This window comes from Candidatus Thalassolituus haligoni (assembly GCF_041222825.1).
Taxonomy (GTDB): Bacteria; Pseudomonadota; Gammaproteobacteria; order Pseudomonadales; family Oceanobacteraceae; genus Oceanobacter; species Oceanobacter antarcticus.
Genome location: NZ_CP139482.1, coordinates 4,033,733 through 4,049,997, shown reverse-complemented (window position 1 = coordinate 4,049,997; position 16,265 = coordinate 4,033,733). Strand labels below are relative to the sequence as shown.

Sequence of the window (16,265 nt, the reverse complement as noted above, 5' to 3'; positions counted from 1 at the left end):
GATTTGTCTGGAGGCATTCACAGCAACGGCGGATCAGTGGGGCACGGCTGACAGTGCCCATGATCAGCCTTGATTCATCCCTTTATCCGTCTCTTGATTCGCTTTTTGATCTATATCGGGGAGGGTCAGGTAAATGGTCTGGATATCGGTGTTTATAACGGCTCGTGGATGATTTTCAAGACCATATAATGCCTGCAGGATCACCAGATTTTTATTGGTGTCGCGTAAATTGAAACGGCCGTTCACGGTCAGTTCGTTGACGTTGTCGGCGGCTGCCCAGTGTCGGTTGGAATAGCGGTTGAGTTCGATGATCAGTTCCGCCAGTGGCAGGTTTTCGGCGACCAGCAGACCATGTTCCCAGTCACTGGTTGCGTCAGTGTCCAGGTGACTGATGACGCCTAACGCGCGTTGGCTGACCCGAATGCGTTGACCCGCTGTTAACACGGTCTTTTGACCCTGACCGCTCATGGGGCTGATTTCGACCCGACCTTCCAGCACAGTGAGCTCTGTAATCGAGCCGCGCTGGTCGACGTTAAAGACCGTCCCCAGCGCTTTCATGGCTGCCTGCCGGGTTTGGACAATAAATGGTCGTTGCGGATTTTTGGCGACGGAAAACTTGGCTTCGCCCTGGGTCAGGTCGATGTGGCGCTCGGCACGCTCATAGCGAACCAGCAGCTCAGTGTTGCTGCTCATATCCACAATTGATCCATCTTCAAGTGGGTGCTGGCTGGTTTGTAAACGCTCAGTCTGGAGCCTGAGCAGGCGGCTGCCACTGGGTGCGAGGTGCATAACGATGGCTGTTGCCAGCACCAAGCAGGCGGCAATGGTCGCTGGCCAACGGTAGCGGTTGCTTGAGGCATAAGAGCTCTGAGGGCTTGGTTGTTCATCGGCGAATGTGTTGGTGTCGAAGGCCGCCAGCGCGGCACTGAATTCGGGATCGTTCCAGATGCCGGAAATAGCGTCGGCCTTATGCTGGCGGGCTTCACTTTCTGCCAGCCAGTGGTCAAATTCCAGCCGCTGCTGGTCGTTTGCCTGCTCCAGACCGCCGTGTAAAAACCAGTGGCAGATGCGCTCTTCTTCGTGATGTGTCAGCGTGGGAAGTGGTGTTGCCCTGTTCATTATTTGACCTTGTTGCGAATGCTGGATGGACGGTATTCGATACTTTGTTCCATTCGTCCTTCTATGGATTTCATCGCCCGATTGATGCGTTTTTCGATGGTCTTGCCGGAAACCCCCAGTCGCGCGGCTATCTGGCTGTTGGTGAGGCCATGCACCTTGCGCAGTATGATGAGGTTGCGGGTTTCCTCCGGCAGGCTGGCAACGCAGGTCATGAACATTTCTAGCCTCTGCTTGGCAGCAATCACACGTTCGGGTTGTGGGGCTTCGCTGGCAAATGTGTTTTCTGGCAACTCGTGCAGTGACTGTACTTCTTCCTGGTTGCGGTAAAAGTCATTGATGATGTTCATCACGACCCGATAGGTGTAGCCCACCGGATCGGAGGTGCTGTGGCCTTCCTTAAAGCGTCCCAACGAGCGTGCCACGGCCTCCTGAAAAATGTCTTCCGGTTCCTGGTTGGAAGGGACTCTGTTTTTTATGAAACGCAGCAGCCTTGGCTTTTCTTCTTGCAGCAGCCGGGCTGGTAGTACTAGGGCATCCTGATACAGATTCATTGCGACACCTGGGTTCTTGAAGCTTTTGCTGCCTGTCAAACCATCGGGTTCAAGGGTGGGTATGGTGCAGGCCGGGATAGTGATTCTTCCGCAGTTTTATGACGTATGGATGAATATTGCGTTGTTAATGTCAATAAATCATATGTGAATTCGGGCTTTTAAATCAATAGATTGAAATTTTCCTTGCTATGTTACCGTTGGATGAATTATTTATTTATAGTTCGAATGGGTCTGACGTGTTTGTTTTATACTATTTATTGATATTAGATTGATATTGATGTTTTGATGCAGTTTATATAATATTTCTTGTGCTCGGTTGATGAAAATTTTGGTCAGCCGAGTTGCTTGTCGAATGCTCGGATCGATTCTGTTTTTATTACACGATTTTATGACACCTTCGTTATCAGTTGTTATGTGAGTCGTGTGTGGTAAAAGCAACTCTCATCGGGTTTGTCCCGGTATTCCATAGGCAGAACGCTGAAAGTAAGTTCCAATCTTCCTCGTTTTATATCTTTGCCAGTCTCTGACTGGCTTTTTTATTATTCTATATTTTGGATTTGCCCACCAGTTACCTTTGACTTTTGCTGAATCGTAGTGGTAGGTAATGGAAAAACAGTGCCGTTTTTATGCTGCTGTCAGGGTTAAAAAAATAGCAGTTTTGAAAGGCTTATCGAGTGAATTTTCAACACCTTTTCTTTTTATGGATACAATGGTGGCCATTTTTGGTTTTTTTTACCGCTACAATGGATATAACTGTGTCCAGTGAGTCGTTGCTGATGAATTTCACCTTACTTGATGATACCGATGTTAGCCAAGCGTATGCTGCTTATTTGCGTGAGTTACGCCAACGCGCAAAACTGTCACGCACGCGCTTGCGGAGCGTAGCTGCGTACCGGCCGCAACCATTAAGAAGTTTGAGCTGACAGGGAAAATTTCATTTCGTCAATTACTGTTGCTTTGGCAGTCACTCGACTCGCTTGATCGGCTTTATCAGCTCACTCAACCTACCAATAATCGCGCTGCTGTCCCAAGTAGCTTATAGCCCGCCCCCGTTTAACGAACACGCCACCGCCTTTGGTGGTTATGGTAAAGCGCCTCCAATGAAAGTCATGCAGAAGCTCGCCGCGAGTGCTGGCTTTACCAATTGGACCGAAGCTCAGCAAGTCGTTGAAGAGGTGTCTGAAGTACTCAGCCAATTCGCTCATCTCGCACGCCAACAAGGGATCAGTAACGCGACAGTGTCCGCGCTCAATAAGACATTGAATCAGCGCAGACAGGAAAACGCGGCGTTTTTTTCACAAGGATAATGCTTTAAGATGGCCTGCGCGTGCTACATAGCCGGAATGAGGTTGTACTGGTATACACGAAAGGTAGTTGGCTCTTTGCAAAGAGCGATTCAATTTTTGATAAAGGCTCTGAAAGAATAAGAGAACTCAATAATGAAACTCGGTCGTAACGATCCTTGCCACTGTGGCAGTGGTAAAAAATATAAGCGTTGCTGTATGGACAACGTATCCAAGCAGCATGCGCAAGTATTTGATGCTGTCGAAGCTATGCTGGCTATGAACCCGGATTTGACCCCCGATGAACTCGACGTCGCTTTGCAGCACAAAGTGCAGGATCGCAATAATCAACCTCATCCAGATTTTTGTGGTGTGACTCCGACGCAAATGGCCAATTGGCTCTATGCGTCTTTTGATGAATTACAGTGGGTGACAATCAGTACGCCAGACGATCTTTCTGTAAGCCCTGTGATGCGCTATTTAGCACTCATTCTCGATGAATCCATGGAGAATGGTGGTTCATTTAAAGCAACCAGCAAAGGCAACTTACCAGCTAAATTAGTCAAGCAGGCCAGTGAGTTATTACCTGGGTTTGCCGTCTCTCAGTTTCCAATAAATATCAGCATCAGCGAGTTTGCTGGCAGTAATGAAGATAAGTTCAATGCGTTGCACTACACACGAGTTTTGGCCGAAATTAGCGGCATTATTTACCGACGCAGCGGCCGTTATCATGTTAAAAAGTCAGCTCAAAAACAGTATCAGGCCCAAGGTATACAGGCATTCTTCAAACTTATGCTAGAAGCCGCAATCAGAAAATATAACTGGGGATATTTAGACGGTTTTGAGCAAGATGTCGATTTGCGTACCTTTTGGCTGTTTATGTTGTGGCGCATACAAAGCCACAAGAACGTGGGTGAGCTTATTGAAGAGGTGGTGACGGCTTTCCCCGATTTGTTATTGGCATTCTCTTCAGACGATTACGTCTCACCTGAAAGAAATTTGAGTGCGTTAATCGAATCAAGATTTATTGAGCGATTTTTACAGTTTTGGGGATTTATCATCATCGATCCGAGACGTTATTTAAACGATGAATCTGTCGCCAGAATGGTTCAGGTACAGCCTTTGTTAAAACAAACTTTTCAATTCACCATTAACACATAGCAAGGTCACCGTGAGCGAATATCAATACTATAAATTCGAGCGTCTGGATGAGTGTTTAGACAGTAAAGCGCGCCAAGCACCCGCTGTGTCAGCATAGTTGATGAGATGGACGCTCCCCAAATATGAGGAGCGTCCACATGACTGATATTAGTATCATCGCTATCGACCTGGCAAAGTCCGTTTTCCAGATTTGCATCGTCTCCGGGCAGAACAAGGTATTGAAGCAACTGCGCCTCAGTCGTGAGAAATTCAGGTACTGTTACTCAGCTGAACGCCTATGAAACATTATTCAATATTCTGGATCTGCTTGTGGAGTAGTGGCCTAGACCACAATAAAATTAATAAGTTATCGAAAAGAAACCGTTCAAAAATGCCTGTTTGCCCACCAAACTGCCCACCACTAGCCTATGGCTTTTACTGAATCTTAGTGGTGAGCAATGGAAAAACAGTGCCGCTTACACGCTGCCGTTAGGGTTAAAAAGTAGCAGTTTTGAAAAGTTTTATCGAGCAGAGCTTGGCATTTTTTCGCTTATTCTATGCGATAGGTATTAGCTGGCAGAAGATAACTGATTCATGACGCGTCCTCGTCGAGCATGTCCAGCAGATCCAAGGCTTTTTTTGGAGCGTCAGGCAGCCATTCTGAATCTCGATCTGCTTGCGTAGCCGCTCGTTCTCTTTTTTGAGCTGTTCGATACGTTTTTGCTCAGCGGTCTTCTTCGGCGCGGGACCTGGGGCGGATTTTTTCAGACCATCCAGCCCTTGTTCAGCCCGTTCCCGACGCCATTGAGACAGTTGATTGGAATACAATTTTTCACGGCGCAGCAGTTCCCCTAACTCACCATGCTGGCAGGCCTCGGCTTGCTGGATGATGGATAACTTGTATTCGGTACTGAAGGCTCTGCGCACCCGCTTTTCCAGTGCGGGACTGGGTTCAACTTTGGGATTAGCAGTGGTAGCAGGTTTTGGCGTGGTCATTCTCCTGAGCGCCCTGATTTGGATGTTATCTCAAAATCCACTGGCTCAGGCTTAGGTTGACATACAGGGTACTCGACTAGATCGAAACTACACTTTTACGCGCTTAAAAGTGTAAAATTAAACACTTTAATGCGCGTAAAAGTGTAAATTGGGTTATGGTATAGGCAGTTAACAATCTGAATTGCTGGGAAATGACAATGCAGCGCAACTTACTCAACGCCATAATTGCATGGAAAAACCAACCTATGCGCAAGCCATTATTGATCGATGGTGCGAGGCAAACGGGTAAAACGTATCTGCTCCAAGAGTTGTTTGGTAACACCTTTACCAACATCCTTCGTATCGACTTTCTTGAAAATCCCGCCTACAAAGAAGCGTTCGATGGCTCACTGTCACCTGATGAGCTATTAATGAACATTGAGCTTTTGACCAATCAGGCGTTCAACCCAGAAACCGATCTGCTGATATTAGATGAAATTGGCGAATGTGAACGTGCCGTTACTTCGCTTAAGTATTTTGCCGAAAAAGCACCGTCTTATTTTGTCGCAGCCAGCGGCTCGAATATTGGTTTACTCAACACCTTCCCTGTGGGCAAGGTAGAACAATACAATTTACGACCACTGACCTTCCAAGAATTTATTTACGCATCAAACGAGCAAGCACTGATCAAAGCGTTTGATAGTCAAGCAAGCACATCGGCTGTGCACACTAAATTGATGGATAAACTAACAGACTATTTTTTTACCGGTGGTATGCCGGAAGCCATTTCTGCTTGGTATCGGTTTAAAGATTCAAGCATTTTAGAGCGTGTTGAAAAAGTCACTAAAATTCATGCCGATTTAGTTGAAGGTTATCGCCGCGATTTTGGCAAGTACGCTGGCAAGGTCGATGCCACACTGATTGAATCGGTATTTAATAGCATTCCAGCACAGCTATCAATTGTCAGCGATGAGTCCGTTAAACGCTTTAAATTTAAGCATGTGCATGAACGTAAGTCTCGTTATAGCGATTTTGAAACCGCGATCCATTGGCTTAACTGTTGCCGCTTAGCCTTGCCAAACTACCCTATTGAAGGGATGCCGAAACCGCCTCTGGCGGCCTATAAAAAAGAGAATATGGTTAAGCTGTTTATGTTTGATGTGGGCCTGCTCAATCATATGCTAGGTAGTAGTTATAAAGAGATTAAGCAACAAAAATATGAATACAAAGGCTATGTGGCAGAAAACTTTGTGCAACAAGAGCTCACTGCCATTGGTGTTGACCCAAGTTATTCATGGAATGACGCACGCGCCGAAATCGAATTTATTTTGGCAACAGATGAAGGTGATATCATCCCTGTTGAAGTCAAAAGTGGCAAACGTACAAGAGCAAAATCGTTGGCATCCTACGTTGAAAAATGTGCTCCAAGTAAAACCTTTAAGTTAACTGGCACACAAGGCTCATCAGCGTTAGAACAAACCAATATCGTGATGCCTTTGTATTTCACGCAATATTTATCACAGAGATGGTAAAAGCGCTTTGCCTAGAATCCCGAGGTCTACACAAAGTTACTTTAAGAGTAACAATCTGTAGACTTTGAGGGAACATATATAGACGCTTCCCCAATATCAAGGATGACTTGGCCCTGACACCTGCCATATGCCCTTGATTTATTTCCTGTTAACCATCACTTGTTCGTTGCGATGACCGTGGCAGTTCTGACATCCCGTCCATGAATGAATAGCGGCTTCTGTTCGGGATCAGCCGGTAGTTTTCAACCCAGTTGTCCAAAATACTGCGTTTAAGCCGCACATTTATTCCGTTCAATCTCCTGCAGTTTTGCAGGATTGAGTGATACCGCTCCTGCAACGTTGCAGTTTCGGGTATCGCCAGACCAGCGTCTGGGATTTTGTTGCTTAGCGTGCTCGTACACCACTTTCCGGTGAGCCAGAAGTGCATGGTCTTCGTTTCGCTTGGCCCAGCGCAGTGTGTGACGTGCAGCCTGCACCAGTCATTTTCTCAAGTAGGCATCCCCACGCTTGGTAATCCCTGACATCACCGATTTATGACCACTGGCCTTTTGTCTCGGCGTTAACCCCGTCCACGCCGCAAAATCCCGGCTGTTATGAAAGACCTCCGCATTGCCCACCGTACTCTTGATGGCCGTCGCGATATGAGCCCCGATTCCAGGGAGCGCATTTGACGCTGGATCCTATGGGGAGCGTCCATCTCATCATCTATTTAATCCGGCAGCCTCCGCAGGGCGCGGGTTGCCGCCGTCCAGTGCAGTGTTGACGAATATGAAAAGGACGCGTCATTTCGCTGCATTCGCCGCCTTGCCCTGAACAACGGCAACACTCGCGCAGAGCCGTGCAGGATTAAATAGATGGCCATTGACATGCTGTATGAATAACCTGTTTTGCTGTGAGTTTTACCATGTTTACTTCATAGTTGCTGAAATAATGGCGGGTGCAAAAATGGCTGCCCACCACCGATTTGCTTATTGAATCAGCAGCTAACCTGTTGTGGTGGCGAGTTAAATGCGAAAATTGGGTAACTTACTGCCCACCAATTTGCTCACCGCAAAACGCTTATTGAGCCAAAATGAGGGGGCTGCCCACCACTAAACAGGTAGTTGGTAACGGACATCTGCAAACCGATTTGGACGAGGAAAATAAAAAAGCCCTGTATTTACAAGGCTCTTCACCAGGAAATACAGGGCATTTAAGACATTCTTGGACGGGTAACTTTCTACCCAAGAACCTATTCGATGTTTTGGATCTGCTCGCGCATTTGCTCGATTTGTACTTTCATTTCGACAGCCGCTTGTGTGGTGACTGTGGTCAGCGATTTTGAGGACAGGGTATTTGCCTCACGATTCAGCTCTTGCATCATAAAGTCGAGCCGACGGCCAATCGGTTCCGGGCGTTTTATAATGGCTTTGACTTCCTGGATATGAGTACGCAAGCGGTCGAGTTCTTCGGCGACATCGGCTTTTTGTGCCAGTATCACCATTTCCTGTTCCAGCCGCTCCGGATTGGCAGCGTTTTCCCGTTCCCCCAGCATATCGGCAAGGCGATGTTGTAATTGTTGTCGTTGGGCGGCCAGCGCTTCTGGCAGGTGAGCTTCCACCTTGGCCACCAGGCTGCCCATATTATCCAGGCGTTGGAGAATTAAGTCCGCCAGACTCTGACCTTCACGAGCGCGACGGTGGCTGACGGTTTTCAGGCAGTCTTCAAAGGCTTGCAAGGTGGCCTGCTGAACGACCTTGGCGTCGACAGTTTCGTTTTCCATCACTCCGGGCCATTGCAGAATATCGAGCACATTGGCAGCGGCGGCTGTCGGGACACTGGCTGTGGCGGCGGTTATGGCTTGGTTGAGTTGCTTCAGCAGCGGCTGATTCAGATTCAATGCCTGAACTTGCTGGCCGGATTGTAGCCGCAATGCACATTCCACCTTGCCGCGATTGAGATGTTTTTTCATCAGTTCACGCAGTGCCGGTTCCAGTTCGCGGAAGCTGTCGGGCAAGCGGAAATGCGGTTCCAGATAGCGATGGTTTACCGACCGCAGCTCCCAGATAACCTGGCCGGCGGGTGTGTCGGCCTGCTGACGGGCAAAGGCTGTCATGCTGTAAACCATGGTGTTTCTCCGTTCGTTTATCGTGTTGGGCATTGTAGCGGTGGCCAGACACCCCTGCCATGTCGTTATAATGCCGCCCCAATATGTTTGAAGCACAGAAAAGGAAATTGTATGAGACCCAGTGGTCGCGCCCTTGATCAACTCCGCGAAGTTCGCATTACCCGTCACTACACTAAACACGCGGAAGGTTCTGTGTTGGTAGAATTTGGTGACACCAAGGTAATTTGTACCGCCAGTGTGGAGACCAGTGTGCCACCTTTTCTGCGTGGCAAGGGCCAGGGTTGGGTCACGGCAGAATACGGTATGCTGCCACGCTCAACCGGCTCGCGCATGATTCGTGAAGCCGCCAAAGGCAAACAGCAGGGTCGGACGGTGGAAATTTCCCGTCTGATTGGCCGCAGCCTGCGCGCAGCGGTGGATCTGAAAGCGTTGGGTGAAAACACCATTGCCATTGATTGCGATGTGATTCAGGCCGATGGCGGTACTCGCACGGCGGCGATTACCGGCGCTTGTGTCGCGCTGGTGGATGCGATGAGCTGGTTGAAGAAAAACGGCAAGGTGAAGGGAGAGCCGTTGAAGCAGATGATTGCCGCAGTCTCTGTTGGTATTTACAAGGGTGAGCCGGTGCTGGATCTGGATTACCTGGAAGACTCCGACGCCGAAACCGATATGAATGTGATCATGACGGCCAATGGCGGTTTTGTCGAAGTGCAGGGCACCGCCGAGGGTAATACCTTCACCCGTGACGAGCTGAATGCCATGCTGGCGCTGGCGGAGAAAGGCATTAATGAGTTGTCTCAGAAGCAAATCGACGCATTGAACAGCTGATTCGTCGTTTCTCGGTTGAGTACCCAAGCCCGCCGGCGTTTGGCCTGGCGGGCTTTTTTATGGCTGGTGTTTGTGTGGCTGTCGCCTCAGGACTTACTCGTCGTCGAATTCGTACTCAATCATGACGGCGGAGTGATCACCAAATTGCAGGCTGTTTTCTATTTTGGCATCAACAACGTATTGGCGAATGCCGGGGCTGCAAATCTGATAGTCCTTGCGCCAGCCATTCTGGTTGCGGCGTGCGCTTTCGGCATCTGGCCACCAGGTGAACTGGTTTTCGCCAAAGTTGGCTTCGCGGAAGGCATCGACATAGCCTGCCGGGCCAAAGATCTGATCAAACCAGGCGCGTTCTTCCGGCAAAAAGCCTGGTGAGTTCTGGTTGGCTTGCCAGTCGGCCAGGTCAACCGTTTTGTGGGCGGCTTCAAAATTGCCGCAGATAATAAATTCACGGCGCTTGCGGCGATTTTTTTGCAGGTGTTCCAGAAACGATTTCTGGAAGGCCAACTTGTCGTCCAGGTTGTTAAAGGCGTCAACGGCAGGGAACAGGATTGAGCCAACACTGACATGAGGGAAGTCGGCCTGAATGTAGCGGCCTTGCATATCGCACTGGGAAAACGCCAGGCCGGTCATGATGGCCTTGGGAACCTCCCGGGTGAGGATGGCAACACCGGAGTAGTCGTCGGCTTCTGCGTCGAAAAAGTATGCGTTAAAATCTCGCGGGTAGACGACATCGTCAGACAGCTGATATTCCTTGGCGCGCAGATTCTGAATGGCAACGACATCGGCGTCTGCCATTGTCAGCCATGTATACAGGCCTTTATCTACCGCCTGTTGCAGTCCGTCTACCTGTAAAGTGATAACTCGCATACGTGGTTCCCAACTAGTGAAGCGTGTATCATAACCCATCAATCTAAGTGCGGGTAAACTGAGGCCATATTTGGTTGTGAGTTGTCTCACTTATCGTGCTTGTCTGGCACCCGGGAAGGTGGTTTTGAGTCAGCGACCCGCCGCTGGCGTGTCTGCTTCCCGGTCTGCTACTGACCAGTTCCTGCCTTTGTGTTATCCGTTCTGTTTATTATTGGCTCCCTTTTCAGGATACGATATGAAAGCCTATCAACAAGAATTTATCGAATTTGCTATTCGGCAGGGTGTCCTGAAGTTTGGTGAGTTTACGCTAAAGTCCGGTCGAATCAGCCCTTATTTTTTTAATGCCGGATTGTTTAACAGTGGTCTGGCGCTGGCCAGACTGGGCCGTTTTTACGCCGCTGCGCTGGAAGATTCCGGTCTGCAGTACGATGTTGTTTTTGGCCCGGCCTATAAAGGCATCCCCCTGGCTGCGACCATGACGGTGGCGCTGGCCAATGACTATCAAAAAGATGTTCCCTACGTTTTTAACCGCAAGGAAGCCAAGACCCACGGTGAAGGGGGCAATCTGGTGGGTGCTCCATTGGCGGGCCGTGTTGTGATTGTAGACGATGTTATCACGGCAGGGACGGCAATCCGGGAAGTCATGGGGCTGATTGCCGATACGGCCGGGGCGACAGCGGTTGCGGCGCTGATTGCGCTGGATCGTCAGGAGAAAGGCCAGGGTTCGCTGTCGGCGATTCAGGAGGTAGAACGTGATTTTGGTATCCGGGTGGCCAGTATCGTGAATCTGAACCAGGTGCTGGATTATGTCGCGACTCAGGATGCTTTAAAAAACCATGCGTCAGCCATTGAGGCCTATCGGGCGCAGTACGGGGTGTGCTGATGCGAATGTGCTGGAGTGGTAGGCTGGCCAGCGGTCGGTTATTGATCTTTCTGCTGGGGTCGTTACTGGCGACCGAAGCCATGGCTGCAAAGCTGTACCGTTTTCAGGTCGATGGTCGCACGGTGCTGCGGGATCGTATTCCGGCAGAGCTGCTCGGCCAGGGGTATGAGGTGCTGGGCAGCAACGGCATGGTCATTGATGTTGTGCCACCAGCCCCCACGGCGGAAGAGCTGGTGGTGCGGCGCACCAAAGAGGCCGCAGAGCAGCAGCGCCAGGAAAAAATGGCACAGCAAAAAGAAGCGGATATTAATCTTCTGCGTTTGTATGAGCAGCCATCCGATGTTGAACGGGCACGGTTGCGCAAGGCAGAGGAAGTGGGTACTTACATTTCTCTGCAGGAACGTCGCCAGGAGGCGCTGGAGCAAAAGCTGGCGCAGGCGCAGCGTCAGGCAGAGGGTTTTACCAGCCGAGGTGTGGAAGTCCCTGGGGATATTCAGCAGGAGCTGAATGAAGTGTCGGGAGTGCTCGCTGATAGCAAGCGGGATATCCGCGATCGACGCACCGAGTTGGGGCGTATTACCCGAGAGTACGCAGAACAATATGAACGGGTGCGAATATTACAGGTATATCCCCCCGGTACCTTGTATGACGAGGTGGATTTTGAGCGGGTTGACCGTTTCTCCAAAGCCAAGCCTCCTGTCAGTCGATAAACCAACCGGAATCTTGCACCACAGCCTGTCGCGACATCCAACGACAGCTTGTGGCGCAGTCTGAATCGGGCCTGTCCGTTAGTTGGTCGGGATTTGTTTTGTTCTTAACAGCTGGCTTTGCAGCACGAGCCATTGTTCATCCCAGTAGGCGGTTGGCTTCAGTGCAAACTCGGTACGCACAAACTGGCGTATTTTGCCTTCTACCACAGCAGTCAACAAATTGGCCAATGCACTGGCGGTATGTTGCGGCAGTTTGTCTTCGCGTAATTCGGCTTCCCGAATAATCTGTCTGAACTGGGTTTCCAGCCGTTCAAAAAATTGCTGGATGCGCTGGCGCAGGCGTTCCGTTTCACCCGACAGTGCATCTCCAGATAACAGGCGACACATGCCAGGGTTACGTTCGGCGAAGGTGAGTACCAGCATCAATGTATGCTGGCAACGCGCTTCGGCGCTGTCGATATCCTGCAGGATCAGGTTGATGCGGCTGAAGATGGTTTCTTCGATAAAGCTGATCAGCCCTTCAAACATCTTTGCCTTGCTGGGGAAGTGGCGGTACAGCGCCGCTTCTGATACGCCGACTTCCTTTGCCAGGTTGGCCGTGGTAATTCGGGCACCGGGCTGGGTTTCCAGCATATGTACCAGAGCCTGAAGTATCTGGTCTCTGCGGGACAGCTTGTCTTCCGCCTGTGCCATGGGTTCTCCTGTCAGCCTTTGCGGTTGGTAATCAGGGTGCCCACACCTTCATCGGTGAACAGTTCCAGCAGGGTGGAGTGTGCAACTCGACCGTCGATAATGTGGGCGCTGGTGACGCCAGCGTGCACGGCATCGAGGGCACACTGAATTTTGGGTAACATGCCACCGTAGATGGTGCCATCCGCAATCAGGTCGTCTACTTGCTGGGTGGTCAGGCCGGTGAGAATGTTGCCCTGTTTGTCCATCAGTCCGGCGATATTGGTCAGCAGGATCAGCTTTTCGGCTTTCAGCACCTCGGCGACCTTGCCGGCGACCAGGTCGGCGTTGATATTGTAGGAGTGGCCTTCGGAGTCTACGCCGATGGGGGCAATGACGGGGATAAAGTCGCTATCGTTAAGCATATCCAGCACCTTGGTGTTGATGCTGGCAACTTCGCCGACGTGGCCAATGTCGATGATTTCCGGTTTTTCCAGATCGGGTGTTGCCTTGGTGACGTGCAACTTGCGCGCGTGCAGCAGCTGGCCGTCTTTGCCGGTCAGGCCAATGGCGTTACCGCCGTTCTGGTTGATCAGATTGACGATGTCCTTGTTAACCAGACCACCCAGTACCATTTCGACCACGTCCATGGTTTCGCTGGTGGTGACCCGCATGCCGTTAACGAAGTGGCTTTCGATGTTGAGTTTGTTCAGCAACTCACCGATTTGCGGCCCGCCGCCGTGAACCACAATGGGATTGATGCCAATCAGCTTCAGCATCACCATGTCGCGAGCAAAGCTGTTTTTCAGCTCGTCGTCGATCATGGCATTACCGCCATATTTGACGACAATGGTTTTGCCTACAAAGCGTTGCAGGTAGGGCAGGGCCTGGCTCAGAACGTTGACGGTATTGATGGCGTCATCGCGGTTCAGCGGCATGGTGGTGCTCCATCGGGTACAGGGCAAGGCCGTTCGCTCGATTGGCCTTGCGGTATGGTTCAAGTTATTGGTGGCAAGCGCGGCAGTATAGCCTGACGCGGCGACGGCTCGCTACGGGCCGATCAGTGACGGCCAGAGTGGCCAAAACCACCGGTGCCACGTTCGGTTTCGGTAAATTCTGCAACCTGACGGAACTGGGCCTGCACTACCGGCACCAGCACCAGTTGCGCCAGGCGTTCGCCAACATTCAGCGTGAAGGCTTCAGCGCTTCGATTCCAGCACGATACCATGAGCGGCCCCTGGTAGTCGGAGTCGATCAGGCCGACCAGGTTGCCCAGCACGATGCCGTGTTTGTGGCCGAGGCCAGAGCGGGGCAACAGCATGGCGGCGAGGCCAGGATCTTCAATATAAATCGCCATACCGGTAGGGATCAGTACGGTCTGGCCCGGCTCAATGGTGAGGCTGTCTTCTTCAATACAGGCTCGCAGATCCAGCCCTGCCGAGCCGGGAGTGGCGTATTCTGGCAGCGGGATGGTATCTCCCAGGCGTTGGTCGAGAATCTTGAATTGCAGTGTATTCACGGTAACGGGTTCCTGTTTTTTATGAGCGGTGGATGCACCGAGGCGGTTTATAGCGCCGCGAGCTGGATAGCAATGGCGGCGAGTAGTTGCCGTGCCAGCAAGGCTTTGTTCATGACCGTAAATTCGGTCGAGCCGTGTTTGCTGTAGAGCGTGACGGCATTATCGTCGGCACCAAAGCCGATATCCTGGCGCGAGACGTCGTTGGCGATAATCATATCGAGGTTTTTGCGTTCGAGTTTGGCGCGGGCGTAGGCATCGACATCGTTGGTTTCGGCAGCAAAGCCAACGGTAAACGGTCGATTTTTATGTTGGGCAATGGTGGCGACGATGTCGGGGTTCTTGACCAGCGTGAGCTGGATTTCATCTCCCGCCTTTTTGATCTTCTGTTCGGCAATCGTTGCCGGGCGGTAGTCGGCGACAGCGGCACTGGCGATAAACAGGTCGCAGTGCTCCAGTGTTGCTAATGCGGCGGCCAGCATATCGGTGGCAGAAACCACCGATACCAGCGTAACCCTGTCCGGTGCTGGCAGGTGGACGGGGCCGGAAATCAGCGTTACCTCAGCACCGGCTTCCTGTGCTGCCCGAGCCAAGGCATAACCCATTTTGCCGGAGCTGTGATTGCTGATGTAACGCACCGGGTCGAGGGCTTCGCGGGTTGGGCCTGCGGTAATCACCACGCGCTTACCGGCCAATGCACCGGTTGTGAAACGATTGGCCAGCAGGCGGGCAATGGCTTCCGGTTCCAACATGCGGCCGGGGCCAATATCGCCACAGGCCTGGGCGCCGGAGTCGGGGCCAAACAGGGCCAGCTTTTCTCCGAGCAGTTGTGCCAGGGTTGCGAGGTTGTTCTGGGTGGTCGGTGCGGCCCACATTTGCTGATTCATGGCGGGTGCCAGGCAGAGCGGCGCGGCGCTGGCGAGACAAACCGTGGTTAACAGATCGTTGCCCATGCCAGCGGCAAGGCGGGCGATGACGTCGGCAGTGGCTGGCGCAATCAGTATGGTGTCGGCCCAGCGAGCCAGCTCGATATGGCCCATGCCGGCTTCTGCGGTTTCATCCAGCAGGGCATGATGTACCGGATTTCCCGACAAGGCTTGTAGTGTTAACGGCGTGATAAATTCCAGTGCGCCTGACGTCATGATCACGCGAACGTCGGCACCGGCCTTGGTCAGGGTACGCACCAATTCGGCCGATTTGTAAGCAGCAATGCCGCCACTTATACCGAGTAAAATACGTTTATTGGCTAGTTGCAGCATGGCAGGACTCGTCAGTACCGGGGTAAAATGGCGTCAGTATAACGCAGCGGCGGATTGAAGGCGTCTTTCATGGCGCAGGCACTGTCGGCACACACGTACAGCGCAGATATAACGGATGCCCACATCACTGCAAGGAGGCAGCTTATGGCAATCACCGATTGGCCAGCCCAGGAACGTCCCCGAGAAAAATTATTGGCCCAAGGAGCCGAGGCATTGTCTGACGCGGAGTTGCTGGCGATCTTCCTGCGCACCGGCGTCAAGGGCAAGAGTGCGGTGGATCTGGCACGCGAGCTATTGGCAGACTTCGGCGGTCTGCGACCGTTGCTGATGGCCAGTGAAACGCGTTTTTGTCAGCCGTTGGGGTTAGGGTCAGCCAAGTTTGCCCAGTTACAGGCGGTGCTGGAAATGGCCCGGCGTCATTTGGCCGAGCAGTTGCAAAAAGGTGATGCCCTGACCAGCCCGGAACTGACCCGGCGTTATCTGGCATCGCAGATTCGGGATCGCGACCACGAAGTGTTCGTCTGCCTGTTTCTGGATAACCAGAACCGGGTTATCAAGTACAAGGAGCTGTTTCAGGGCACGATTGACGGTGCGGCGGTTTATCCGCGTGAGGTGGCTAAGCAGGCGCTGGCCTGCGGCGCAGCCGCTGTGATCTTTGCCCATAATCACCCCTCCGGAGTGGCGGAGCCAAGCCGGGCGGATCGGCATATTACCGATAAGCTGCAACAAGCACTGGGGTTGATGGATATCCGGGTGCTTGATCATATTGTTGTTGGTGATGGCGAAGAAGTGTCCTTTGCCGAGCGGGGCTGGGTGTAACACTTGC

At 51.6% G+C, this 16,265-nt stretch carries 18 protein-coding genes and 1 pseudogene; 9 read left to right on the top strand and 10 right to left on the bottom strand.

Annotated features, from left to right (window positions below; all coding sequences use genetic code 11):
* Positions 1-63: 63 nt before the first annotated feature.
* Together SOJ49_RS18310 and SOJ49_RS18305 are read right to left on the bottom strand one after the other, a co-directional pair.
* Positions 64-1,119: a FecR family protein gene (locus SOJ49_RS18310; RefSeq protein WP_369855923.1), complete on the bottom strand. Its 1,056-nt coding sequence runs from the start codon at positions 1,117-1,119 to the stop codon at positions 64-66.
* A complete protein-coding gene (locus SOJ49_RS18305) occupies positions 1,119-1,670 on the bottom strand; it encodes an RNA polymerase sigma factor (protein WP_369855922.1) in 552 nt (183 codons plus the stop codon). The genes SOJ49_RS18310 and SOJ49_RS18305 overlap by 1 nt, the downstream gene beginning before the upstream one ends.
* A 776-nt stretch (positions 1,671-2,446) precedes the next feature.
* Here SOJ49_RS18305 and SOJ49_RS18300 point away from each other — a divergent pair.
* The 4 genes and pseudogenes from SOJ49_RS18300 (at position 2,447) to SOJ49_RS18285 (ending at position 4,395) form a co-directional block, all read left to right on the top strand.
* A pseudogene (locus SOJ49_RS18300) lies at positions 2,447-2,712 on the top strand (helix-turn-helix domain-containing protein).
* Positions 2,648-2,977, top strand: coding sequence for a hypothetical protein (locus SOJ49_RS18295; RefSeq protein ID WP_369858100.1), 330 nt, complete (start codon positions 2,648-2,650; stop codon positions 2,975-2,977). The pseudogene SOJ49_RS18300 and the gene SOJ49_RS18295 overlap by 65 nt, the downstream one beginning before the upstream one ends.
* A 132-nt stretch (positions 2,978-3,109) precedes the next feature.
* Entirely contained in the window at positions 3,110-4,114 is a 1,005-nt protein-coding gene (locus tag SOJ49_RS18290; protein WP_369855921.1) for a YecA family protein, read from the top strand.
* 137 nt (positions 4,115-4,251) lie between these two features.
* Positions 4,252-4,395, top strand: a complete 144-nt coding sequence (locus SOJ49_RS18285) for a hypothetical protein (protein ID WP_369855920.1) — start codon at positions 4,252-4,254, stop codon at positions 4,393-4,395.
* Between the two features lie 253 nt (positions 4,396-4,648).
* Here SOJ49_RS18285 and SOJ49_RS18280 read toward each other — a convergent pair whose 3' ends face one another.
* Positions 4,649-5,089 (bottom strand): transposase, encoded by a 441-nt coding sequence (locus SOJ49_RS18280; protein WP_369855919.1) that lies wholly within the window; start codon positions 5,087-5,089, stop codon positions 4,649-4,651.
* A gap of 197 nt (positions 5,090-5,286) precedes the next feature.
* Between SOJ49_RS18280 and SOJ49_RS18275 the strand changes: the two genes are divergently transcribed.
* Complete coding sequence (locus SOJ49_RS18275) at positions 5,287-6,600, top strand: ATP-binding protein (RefSeq protein WP_369855918.1); 1,314 nt, start codon at positions 5,287-5,289, stop codon at positions 6,598-6,600.
* A 479-nt stretch (positions 6,601-7,079) separates the two neighbouring features.
* Here the strand turns inward: SOJ49_RS18275 and SOJ49_RS18270 are convergent, their stop codons facing one another.
* Together SOJ49_RS18270 and SOJ49_RS18265 are read right to left on the bottom strand one after the other, a co-directional pair.
* Positions 7,080-7,217 (bottom strand): transposase, encoded by a 138-nt coding sequence (locus tag SOJ49_RS18270; protein ID WP_369855917.1) that lies wholly within the window; start codon positions 7,215-7,217, stop codon positions 7,080-7,082.
* 614 nt (positions 7,218-7,831) lie between these two features.
* Entirely contained in the window at positions 7,832-8,707 is an 876-nt protein-coding gene (locus SOJ49_RS18265; RefSeq protein WP_369855916.1) for a YicC/YloC family endoribonuclease, read from the bottom strand.
* A gap of 111 nt (positions 8,708-8,818) precedes the next feature.
* On the opposite strand from SOJ49_RS18265, the gene rph reads away from it, so the two are divergent.
* Positions 8,819-9,535 (top strand): ribonuclease PH, encoded by a 717-nt coding sequence (gene rph / locus SOJ49_RS18260; RefSeq protein WP_369855915.1) that lies wholly within the window; start codon positions 8,819-8,821, stop codon positions 9,533-9,535.
* 93 nt (positions 9,536-9,628) lie between these two features.
* On the opposite strand, the gene SOJ49_RS18255 is transcribed toward rph, so the two are convergent.
* Positions 9,629-10,402 carry an exodeoxyribonuclease III gene (locus tag SOJ49_RS18255; protein ID WP_369855914.1) on the bottom strand — a complete coding sequence of 258 codons (774 nt, stop codon included), beginning with the start codon at positions 10,400-10,402 and terminating at the stop codon, positions 9,629-9,631.
* Positions 10,403-10,637: 235 nt separating this feature from the next.
* Here SOJ49_RS18255 and pyrE point away from each other — a divergent pair, with 235 nt between their 5' ends.
* Together pyrE and SOJ49_RS18245 are read left to right on the top strand one after the other, a co-directional pair.
* On the top strand, positions 10,638-11,285 hold the full coding sequence (gene pyrE / locus SOJ49_RS18250) for an orotate phosphoribosyltransferase (protein ID WP_369855913.1): 648 nt from the start codon (positions 10,638-10,640) through the stop codon (positions 11,283-11,285).
* The gene (locus SOJ49_RS18245; protein ID WP_369855912.1) at positions 11,285-11,995 is read left to right on the top strand and encodes a hypothetical protein; all 711 of its coding nucleotides are present in this window, start codon (positions 11,285-11,287) and stop codon (positions 11,993-11,995) included. The genes pyrE and SOJ49_RS18245 overlap by 1 nt, the downstream gene beginning before the upstream one ends.
* 78 nt (positions 11,996-12,073) lie before the next feature.
* On the opposite strand, the gene slmA is transcribed toward SOJ49_RS18245, so the two are convergent.
* The 4 genes from slmA to coaBC all read right to left on the bottom strand — a co-directional run bounded on the left by slmA (position 12,074) and on the right by coaBC (position 15,439).
* Positions 12,074-12,688 carry a nucleoid occlusion factor SlmA gene (gene slmA / locus SOJ49_RS18240; RefSeq protein WP_369855911.1) on the bottom strand — a complete coding sequence of 205 codons (615 nt, stop codon included), beginning with the start codon at positions 12,686-12,688 and terminating at the stop codon, positions 12,074-12,076.
* A gap of 11 nt (positions 12,689-12,699) precedes the next feature.
* Complete coding sequence (argB, locus tag SOJ49_RS18235; RefSeq protein ID WP_369855910.1) at positions 12,700-13,602, bottom strand: acetylglutamate kinase; 903 nt, start codon at positions 13,600-13,602, stop codon at positions 12,700-12,702.
* 122 nt (positions 13,603-13,724) lie between these two features.
* Complete coding sequence (dut, locus tag SOJ49_RS18230; protein ID WP_369855909.1) at positions 13,725-14,183, bottom strand: dUTP diphosphatase; 459 nt, start codon at positions 14,181-14,183, stop codon at positions 13,725-13,727.
* Positions 14,184-14,230: 47 nt separating this feature from the next.
* Positions 14,231-15,439: a bifunctional phosphopantothenoylcysteine decarboxylase/phosphopantothenate--cysteine ligase CoaBC gene (gene coaBC, locus SOJ49_RS18225; protein ID WP_369855908.1), complete on the bottom strand. Its 1,209-nt coding sequence runs from the start codon at positions 15,437-15,439 to the stop codon at positions 14,231-14,233.
* A gap of 144 nt (positions 15,440-15,583) precedes the next feature.
* Between coaBC and radC the strand changes: the two genes are divergently transcribed.
* Positions 15,584-16,258, top strand: coding sequence for a DNA repair protein RadC (radC, locus tag SOJ49_RS18220; RefSeq protein ID WP_369855907.1), 675 nt, complete (start codon positions 15,584-15,586; stop codon positions 16,256-16,258).
* The last annotated feature ends 7 nt before the right edge of the window (positions 16,259-16,265 follow it).

Coding starts and splice junctions, on each gene's coding strand:
- SOJ49_RS18310 (WP_369855923.1), bottom strand. CDS start 1,119: ATGAACAGGGCAACACCACTTCCCACGCTGACACATCACGAAGAAGAG.
- SOJ49_RS18305 (WP_369855922.1), bottom strand. CDS start 1,670: ATGAATCTGTATCAGGATGCCCTAGTACTACCAGCCCGGCTGCTGCAA.
- SOJ49_RS18290 (WP_369855921.1), top strand. CDS start 3,110: ATGAAACTCGGTCGTAACGATCCTTGCCACTGTGGCAGTGGTAAAAAA.
- SOJ49_RS18285 (WP_369855920.1), top strand. CDS start 4,252: ATGACTGATATTAGTATCATCGCTATCGACCTGGCAAAGTCCGTTTTC.
- SOJ49_RS18280 (WP_369855919.1), bottom strand. CDS start 5,089: ATGACCACGCCAAAACCTGCTACCACTGCTAATCCCAAAGTTGAACCC.
- SOJ49_RS18275 (WP_369855918.1), top strand. CDS start 5,287: ATGCAGCGCAACTTACTCAACGCCATAATTGCATGGAAAAACCAACCT.
- SOJ49_RS18265 (WP_369855916.1), bottom strand. CDS start 8,707: ATGGTTTACAGCATGACAGCCTTTGCCCGTCAGCAGGCCGACACACCC.
- rph (WP_369855915.1), top strand. CDS start 8,819: ATGAGACCCAGTGGTCGCGCCCTTGATCAACTCCGCGAAGTTCGCATT.
- SOJ49_RS18255 (WP_369855914.1), bottom strand. CDS start 10,402: ATGCGAGTTATCACTTTACAGGTAGACGGACTGCAACAGGCGGTAGAT.
- pyrE (WP_369855913.1), top strand. CDS start 10,638: ATGAAAGCCTATCAACAAGAATTTATCGAATTTGCTATTCGGCAGGGT.
- SOJ49_RS18245 (WP_369855912.1), top strand. CDS start 11,285: ATGCGAATGTGCTGGAGTGGTAGGCTGGCCAGCGGTCGGTTATTGATC.
- slmA (WP_369855911.1), bottom strand. CDS start 12,688: ATGGCACAGGCGGAAGACAAGCTGTCCCGCAGAGACCAGATACTTCAG.
- argB (WP_369855910.1), bottom strand. CDS start 13,602: ATGCCGCTGAACCGCGATGACGCCATCAATACCGTCAACGTTCTGAGC.
- coaBC (WP_369855908.1), bottom strand. CDS start 15,439: ATGCTGCAACTAGCCAATAAACGTATTTTACTCGGTATAAGTGGCGGC.
- radC (WP_369855907.1), top strand. CDS start 15,584: ATGGCAATCACCGATTGGCCAGCCCAGGAACGTCCCCGAGAAAAATTA.